At 74.6% G+C, this 7,430-nt stretch carries 5 protein-coding genes; 4 read left to right on the top strand and 1 reads right to left on the bottom strand.

Annotation, left to right across the window (positions count from 1 at the left end; genetic code table 11):
- Both GTW67_RS28015 and GTW67_RS28010 read left to right on the top strand, forming a co-directional pair.
- The coding region (locus tag GTW67_RS28015; protein ID WP_161167555.1) for a DEAD/DEAH box helicase at positions 1-1,600 on the top strand (1,600 nt) is incomplete at its 5' end.
- Entirely contained in the window at positions 1,597-2,886 is a 1,290-nt protein-coding gene (locus GTW67_RS28010) for an SWIM zinc finger family protein (RefSeq protein WP_161167554.1), read from the top strand. The genes GTW67_RS28015 and GTW67_RS28010, both read left to right, overlap by 4 nt.
- A 136-nt stretch (positions 2,887-3,022) precedes the next feature.
- Here the strand turns inward: GTW67_RS28010 and xylA are convergent, their stop codons facing one another.
- Positions 3,023-4,186, bottom strand: coding sequence for a xylose isomerase (gene xylA / locus GTW67_RS28005; RefSeq protein ID WP_161167553.1), 1,164 nt, complete (start codon positions 4,184-4,186; stop codon positions 3,023-3,025).
- Between the two features lie 196 nt (positions 4,187-4,382).
- Between xylA and xylB the strand changes: the two genes are divergently transcribed.
- Together xylB and GTW67_RS27995 are read left to right on the top strand one after the other, a co-directional pair.
- Entirely contained in the window at positions 4,383-5,828 is a 1,446-nt protein-coding gene (xylB, locus tag GTW67_RS28000; RefSeq protein ID WP_161167552.1) for a xylulokinase, read from the top strand.
- Positions 5,829-5,896: 68 nt separating this feature from the next.
- A complete protein-coding gene (locus GTW67_RS27995; RefSeq protein ID WP_161167551.1) occupies positions 5,897-7,108 on the top strand; it encodes an ROK family transcriptional regulator in 1,212 nt (403 codons plus the stop codon).
- The last annotated feature ends 322 nt before the right edge of the window (positions 7,109-7,430 follow it).

The raw sequence follows: 7,430 nt of genomic DNA, 5'->3' as shown, positions 1-7,430 counted from the left end.
CCGCGCGCGGCAGGACCACAAGGTCACGCCCGTCGACGCGCTCGCCGCGGCCCTGACGGGCTCGACGGAGGTCGACGGGCGCCGCGTCGAGGTGCGGCCCACCGGATGGTTGGCGGCCCTGCGGGAGCGCATCGCCGAGCCCGAGGGCCAGGACGCCGTCGACCAGCCGGCCGCCCTCGCGGCGACACTGCGCGACTACCAGCGCCGGGGTCTGAACTGGCTGGCCCGCATGACGTCGCTGGGCCTGGGCTGCTGCCTCGCCGACGACATGGGCCTCGGCAAGACGATCACGCTGATCGCCCTGCACCTGCACCGGCAGACCGACGCGTCGGCCGCCGGTCCGACCCTGGTCGTCTGTCCGACGTCCCTGATGGGCAACTGGCAGCGCGAGATCGAGCGGTTCGCGCCCGGCACGCCCGTGCGGCGCTTCCACGGGCCCCGCCGCGACCTGGCGGACCTGGCCGACGGCGAGTTCGTGCTCACCACGTACGGCACCATGCGCCTGGACGCGGAACGACTGGCCGCCGCGGAGTGGGGCATGGTCGTGGCGGACGAGGCCCAGCACGTGAAGAACCCCTACTCCGAGACCGCACGGCAGCTGCGCTCCATCGGAGCACGCGCACGCGTGGCGCTCACCGGCACCCCGGTGGAGAACAACCTCTCGGAGCTGTGGGCCATCCTGGACTGGGCCACCCCGGGGCTGCTGGGCCGCCTCGGCACCTTCCGCAGGCGTTACGCGCAGGCCGTCGAGGGCGGCCAGGACCCGGCCGCGGCGGAACGGCTGGCACGGCTCGTACGGCCGTTCCTGCTCCGGCGCCACAAGTCGGACCCGGGGATCGCCCCCGAGCTGCCGCCGAAGACCGAGACCGACCACCCCGTGTCGCTGACCGCGGAGCAGACGGGCCTGTACGAGGCGGTGGTGCGCGAGGCGCTCGCGGAGATCTCCGGGGCCGGCAGCATGGCGCGTCGGGGTCTGATCGTGAAACTGCTGACCAGTCTGAAGCAGATCTGCAACCACCCGGCGCAGTACCTCAAGGAGGACCGTTCCGGCGGTCCGGGGATCGCGGGCCGTTCCGGGAAGCTGGAGCTCCTGGACGAACTGCTCGACACGATCCTCGCCGAGGACGCGAGTGTGCTCGTGTTCACCCAGTACGTGCAGATGGCGCGCCTCCTCGAAGGTCATCTGGCCGCCCGCGGAGTGCCGTCGCTGTTCCTGCACGGCGGGACGTCCGTCGCCGAACGGGAGTCACTGGTACGGCGGTTCCAGGACGGCGAGGTCCCCGTCTTCCTGCTGTCCCTGAAGGCGGCCGGCACCGGACTGAACCTCACGCGCGCGGAGCACGTCGTGCACTACGACCGCTGGTGGAATCCGGCGGTCGAGGCCCAGGCCACCGACCGCGCCCACCGCATCGGCCAGACCCGGCCGGTGCAGGTGCACCGCCTGATCGCCGAGGGCACGGTCGAGGACCGCATCGCGGCCCTGCTGAGCCGCAAGAGCGCGCTCGCCGACGCCGTACTGGGAGCGGGCGAGGCGGCGCTCACGGAACTGACGGACGCGGAACTGGCCGATCTGGTGGACCTGCGCGGAGGTGCGCGATGACTCGGTACGACGGCGACGACGGATTCGACGACGGCGACGAGGCGCGGACGTTCGCCCCGTTGCCGCCCGCGCACGGCAAGGGCTTCGCGCAGACCTGGTGGGGGCAAGCGTGGCTGAAGGCCCTGGAGGACGCGGCCATGGACGGGGCGCAGGTGAAGGCCGGACGGCGCCTCGCGCGCGCGGGGGCGGTCGGGGCGGTCTCGGTGCGGCCGGGCCGCATCACGGCGGTGGTCCAGGACCGGGACCGTACGGCGCACCGCGCCGACGTCCTGCTGGAGCGGCTCTCCGAAGATCAGTGGGATCGCTTTGTCGACATGGCGGTCGAGCGGTCCGGCCATGTCGCGGCGCTGCTGGACCGGGAGATGCCCCCGCACCTCGTCGAGGACGCCGCGTCGGCGGGGATCGACCTGCTGCCCGGCCTGGGCGACCTGGAACCTGAGTGCGACTGCGAGGCCTGGGACCACTGCGGGCACACCGCCGCGCTCTGCTACCAGGTGGCGCGGCTGCTGGACCAGGACCCCTTCGTGCTGCTGCTGATGCGCGGGCGCGGGGAGGGGGCCGTGCTGTCGTCCCTGGAGTCACGCGACGGCACACCCACCGAAGCGACGGCCTCCCGGCCTGATGGGGTGGACGCCGCCGAGGCGTACGCGGCGGGGGAACTCCTGCCTCCGCTGCCCCCGCCTCCCGCTCTGCCGGACGGGCCGGGTGAACCACCGGCCCTGGACACCGAGACGGCGCCCCCTCCCGGTGTCGACCCGGCGGCGGTGACGTTCCTGGCCTCCCGCACCGCGGCGGAGGCGCACCGCCTGCTCGCCGAGGCCCTGCGCGCCGGGCACGACCGGCAGGCGGTCGGCGGGGTACCGACGGCCGCCGAGGACGCCGTCCGCCTGGCCGCGGGCGGTCCCGAACGTGCCGTGCGGGACCGTCTCGGCGGCGGCTCGGGGCGCGACGACGAGGCGCTGACCGACGCCGTGCGCGCGTGGCGGCTGGGCGGCGCAGCGGCGCTGTCGGTGCTTGAGGAGGAGTGGACGGTGCCGGACGACGCGCTCGCCCGCGCGCGTGCGGTGCTGGACTCGGCCTGGGACGAGGACGAGAAGCCGTCCCTTCGGGCGCGTGCCAATCGCTGGACGGTCGCCGGCTCGCCGCACCAGCTGCGTCTGGACCGCGACGGACGCTGGTGGCCGTTCCGTGAGGAAGACGGCCGCTGGGTGCCCGTGGGCGGTCCGGCCCAGGACCCGGCGACGGCCCTGGCCTCGACGGCACTCGCGGCCGGGGACGAGCCGTGACGCCGTAGCCGCCGCCGGCGGTACGGATGTCGGGTGTCGGGCAAGCGCGCCGTCGCGCACGTGATCGCCGACCGAAGCATGCGCCGACCGCTCCGGCCTCGCCCCGTGGGACGGGACGGGCCGGAGCAGGACGCGATTAGCGAGCGCCCAGGAGGTGGTCCATGGCGAGCTGGTCGAGCTGCTCGAAGGCCATGCCGCGAGCGGCGGCGGCGTCGACGTCGAACGTCTCGAAGGCCGTGGTGTCCGCCAGGAGACCCTTGAGGCCGTCGGCGGCGGTGGGCTGGGCGAGTTCGTCCAGACGGGCCGCGGCGAGGGCCTCCCGCACGGCCGGGTCGGCACGGAAGGCCGCGGCCCGGTCCTTGAGGATGAGGTAGTTCCGCATGCAGCCGGCGGCCGACGCCCACACCCCGTCGAAGTCCTCGGTGCGCGGCGGCTTGAAGTCGAAGTGCCGCGGGCCCGCGTACCCGGCCCGCTCCAGCAGGTCGACGAGCCAGAACGCGGCGCGCAGGTCACCGGCGCCGAAACGGAGGTCCTGGTCGTACTTGATGCCGGACTGGCCGTTGAGGTCGATGTGGAACAGCTTGCCCGCCCACAGGGCCTGCGCGATGCCGTGCGGGAAGTTCAGCCCGGCCATCTGCTCGTGCCCGACCTCGGGGTTCACGCCGTACAGCTCCGGGCGCTCCAGCCGCTCGATGAACGCCAGCGCGTGGCCGACCGTGGGCAGCAGGATGTCACCGCGCGGCTCGTTCGGCTTGGGCTCGATCGCGAACCTGATGTCGTAGCCCTGCTCCGTGACGTACTCGCCGAGCAGGTCGAAGGCCTCCTTCATGCGGTCGAGCGCGTCCCGCACGTCCTTGGCGGCGCCGGACTCCGCGCCCTCGCGGCCGCCCCAGGCCACGTACACCGACGCGCCCAGTTCCACGGCGAGGTCGATGTTGCGGATCGTCTTGCGCAGCGCGTAACGGCGCACGTCGCGGTCGTTCGCGGTGAAGGCGCCGTCCTTGAACACCGGGTGCGTGAACAGGTTGGTCGTCGCCATCGGCACCTTCATGCCGGTCGCGTCCAGGGCCTGCCGGAACCGCTTGACCGTGGCCTGCCGCTCCGTGTCGCTCGCGCCGAACGGGATCAGGTCGTCGTCGTGGAAGGTGACGCCGTACGCGCCCAACTCCGCCAGCCGCCGCACCGACTCGACCGGATCCAGCGCCGGACGGGTGGCCTCACCGAACGGGTCCCGGCCCTGCCAGCCGACCGTCCACAGTCCGAAGGTGAACTTGTCCTCGGGAGTGGGCTGGTAGTTCATTCCACGGCTCCTTGCTCGCTGGCGACTATTTCGTCATGGCGCTTTACAAATTAGTATGCACACGCGGTCCGGGGAAGGGAACACGGTGTCCCCGACGGGTCGTGCCGGGTCCCAGCGACCCGGATCCGCCGCAGAACCCCAGCTCAGACCGGTCTGAGCCACCGAGCCGCAGAGCCGCGGAAGAGGGAGTAGCCCGATGTCAGCAGCCGAGGGTCCGCTCGTCGTCGGCGTGGACACGTCCACCCAGTCCACGAAGGCGCTGGTCGTCGACGCGGCCACCGGCCGGGTCGTCGCGAGCGGCCAGGCGCCGCACACGGTGTCCTCCGGCGCCGGCCGCGAGAGCGACCCGCGGCAGTGGTGGGACGCCCTGTGCACGGCCCTGGAGCAGTGCGGTGACGCGGCCCGCGAGGCCGCCGCCGTGTCGATCGGCGGGCAGCAGCACGGGCTCGTCACGCTGGACGCCGCGGGCGACCCGGTGCACCCGGCCCTGCTCTGGAACGACGTGCGCTCGGCACCGCAGGCCCGCCGGCTGATCGAGGAACTGGGCGGCGCCAAGGCCTGGGCGGAGCGCACGGGCAGCGTGCCCAGCGCCTCCTTCACCGTCACCAAGTGGGCCTGGCTGGCCGAGAACGAGCCGGACGCCGTCCGCGCCGTCAAGGCCGTACGCCTCCCCCACGACTACCTCACCGAGCGGCTCACCGGCGAGGGGACCACCGACCGCGGCGACGCGTCCGGCACCGGCTGGTGGGCGTCCGGGACGGAGTCCTACGACGCGGACACCCTCGCGCGCGTGGGACTCGATCCGGCCCTGCTGCCCCGCCCCGTCGGGCCCGGTGAGGTGGCGGGCACCGTGCGCGACAGCCACGACCTGCCGTTCACCAAGGGCACCCTGGTCGCCGGCGGCACCGGCGACAACGCGGCCGCCGCGCTCGGCCTCGGGGTGCGCCCCGGCGTACCGGTGATGAGCCTCGGCACCTCCGGCACGGTGTACGCCGTGTCGCGGCGGCGGCCCGCCGACCCGACCGGCACCGTGGCGGGCTTCGCCGACGCGCGCGGCGACTGGCTGCCGCTGGCCTGCACCCTGAACTGCACGCTCGCCGTCGACCGCGTGGCTGCCCTGCTGGGCCTGGACCGGGAGGCCGTCGAACCGGGCACGGACGTCACGCTGCTGCCCTACCTGGACGGCGAACGCACCCCGAATCTGCCGCACTCCTCCGGCCTGCTGTACGGGCTGCGCCACGACACGACCGCCGGCCAGCTGCTCCAGGCCGCGTACGACGGCGCCGTCCACTCACTGCTCGGCGCCCTCGACCTGGTCCTCGACGCGGACGCGGACCCCTCCGCGCCGCTGCTGCTGATCGGCGGCGGCGCGCGCGGGGCCGCGTGGCAGCAGACCGTGCGGCGCCTCTCGGGGCGTCCCGTCCAGACCCCCGAGGCCCGGGAACTGGTCGCGCTCGGCGCCGCGGCGCAGGCGGCCGGCCTGCTCACCGGGGAGGACCCGGCGGCGGTCGCCCGGCGCTGGAACACGGCCGCCGGGCCGGTACTCGACGCCGTGGAACGGGACGAGGCGACGCTGGCCAGGATCGCCGGGGTAGTCTCCGACGCGGCGCCGCTCCTGGAGCGGGACGGGGGCACCCGCTGACGACGTGAGGCGGCCTGGGCCGCCCGACGAGCACCGCGCACACGTACCGACCGAGGACTGACGGAGGCATGACCGCACCCCCGCACGAAGCACGGCCTGCCCGCGCCGGGCGTGCGCTGCCGGACACCCAGCAGGGCATGCGCCGCCGCAACCTCTCCCGGGTGATGCACACCGTCGGCGCCGAGGGACCGCTGTCCCGGGCGGCCGTCGCCTCGCGGATCGGGCTGACGCGCGCGGCAGTGTCGACGCTCGTGGACGAGCTGATCCGGTCGGGCCTGCTGGAGGAGCTGGGGCCCGAACGCCCCGGGCGGGTGGGCCGGCCCGGCTCCGCGCTCGCCGTCAGCGCGAAGGGCCCCGCCGGGATCGGCGCGGAGGTCGGCGTCGACCACCTCGCGGTCTGCGCGGTCGACCTGCGCGGCCGGGTACGCGCGCGGGCCGTGCGGTACGGCAGCAATCGCGGCCGCTCGCTCGAACCGGTGGTCGAGCAGCTCACGGGCCTGGTGCGGACGGTCACCGCGGAGGCGGAGGCGGAGGGCCTGTGGCCGGCCGGACTGGCCGTCGCCGTGCCGGGTCTGGTGGCCCGGGACGGACGGACCGTCGTACACGCCCCGAACCTCGACTGGCACGACGCCGACCTCGGCACGCTGCTCCCCTCCGACGTGCCGCTGACCGTGGACAACGAGGCCAACTTCGGCGCGCTCGCCGAGCTGTGGCTCGGTGACGGCACGCCGCGGGACTTCCTGCACGTCTCCGCGGAGATCGGCATCGGTGCGGCCGTGGTGGTCGACGGGCGCCTGCTGCGCGGGACCCGGGGCTTCGCGGGCGAGCTGGGACACGTGCCGGTGCATCCCGACGGGCCGGAGTGCGCCTGCGGGGGGCGTGGCTGTCTGGAGCAGTACGCCGGTGAGGAGGCGGTGCTGCGCGCGGCCGGTGTGGAACCGGGCGAGGACCGTGTCGGACTGCTCGCGGGACGCGCCGCCGAGGGTGACGAGGATGTGCGCCGCGCGCTGAGCGGGGCGGGGACCGCGCTCGGCATCGCGCTGACCGGAGCGGTCAACCTGCTGGACCCCGAGAGCGTGGTGCTGGGCGGCGCCCTGGCCGGGCTCGCGCCGTGGCTGCTGCCGTCCCTGCGGGACGAGCTGGCCCGGCGGACAGCGGGCCCGGCGTGTCCCGTGTCCGTGTCGGAACTCGGCCCGCAGGGCCCGCTGCTCGGCGCGGCGCACTCGGTGATCCGGACAGTCCTGGACGACCCGACGGCGGCGGTGGCCGACCGGGTCTGAGGCCGGGGGCACGCTCTCCCCCGCGGCGAGCAGGGGCGGTCCAGCCCCCTGCCGCGGCACCCCGCGCCCCACGGCGCTCACTCGTTCGAGTGAGCGCCGTATCCACAACACCGCGGTCGTCCACCGAAGAACGACGCGCTCTTATGCCCAACCCGCCTCCCTCGTACGGTGGTTCACGCGAAGCCCTTCGTGACCGCGGCACAGGGGCACCGCGACGTCCGGCCCGCTCCTCGGCGTTCGGCCCCGCTCCTCGCAACCAAGCCGTCGCCCCACCGTTGGCAACCGTGTGCGACACGGCGCCCAGCCGTGGAACCACGCACCC

Origin of the sequence: Streptomyces sp. SID5910, assembly GCF_009862125.1 — a bacterium.
GTDB lineage: Bacteria > Actinomycetota > Actinomycetes > Streptomycetales > Streptomycetaceae > Streptomyces.
The sequence above is the reverse complement of the archived record's forward strand: the minus strand, read 5'-3'. Positions and strand labels throughout refer to the sequence as shown.

What these genes read in the sequence shown, in the direction of transcription:
- GTW67_RS28010 (WP_161167554.1), top strand. Translation starts at nt 1,597, where the DNA reads ATGACTCGGTACGACGGCGACGACGGATTCGACGACGGCGACGAGGCG.
- xylA (WP_161167553.1), bottom strand. Translation starts at nt 4,186, where the DNA reads ATGAACTACCAGCCCACTCCCGAGGACAAGTTCACCTTCGGACTGTGG.
- xylB (WP_161167552.1), top strand. Translation starts at nt 4,383, where the DNA reads ATGTCAGCAGCCGAGGGTCCGCTCGTCGTCGGCGTGGACACGTCCACC.
- GTW67_RS27995 (WP_161167551.1), top strand. Translation starts at nt 5,897, where the DNA reads ATGACCGCACCCCCGCACGAAGCACGGCCTGCCCGCGCCGGGCGTGCG.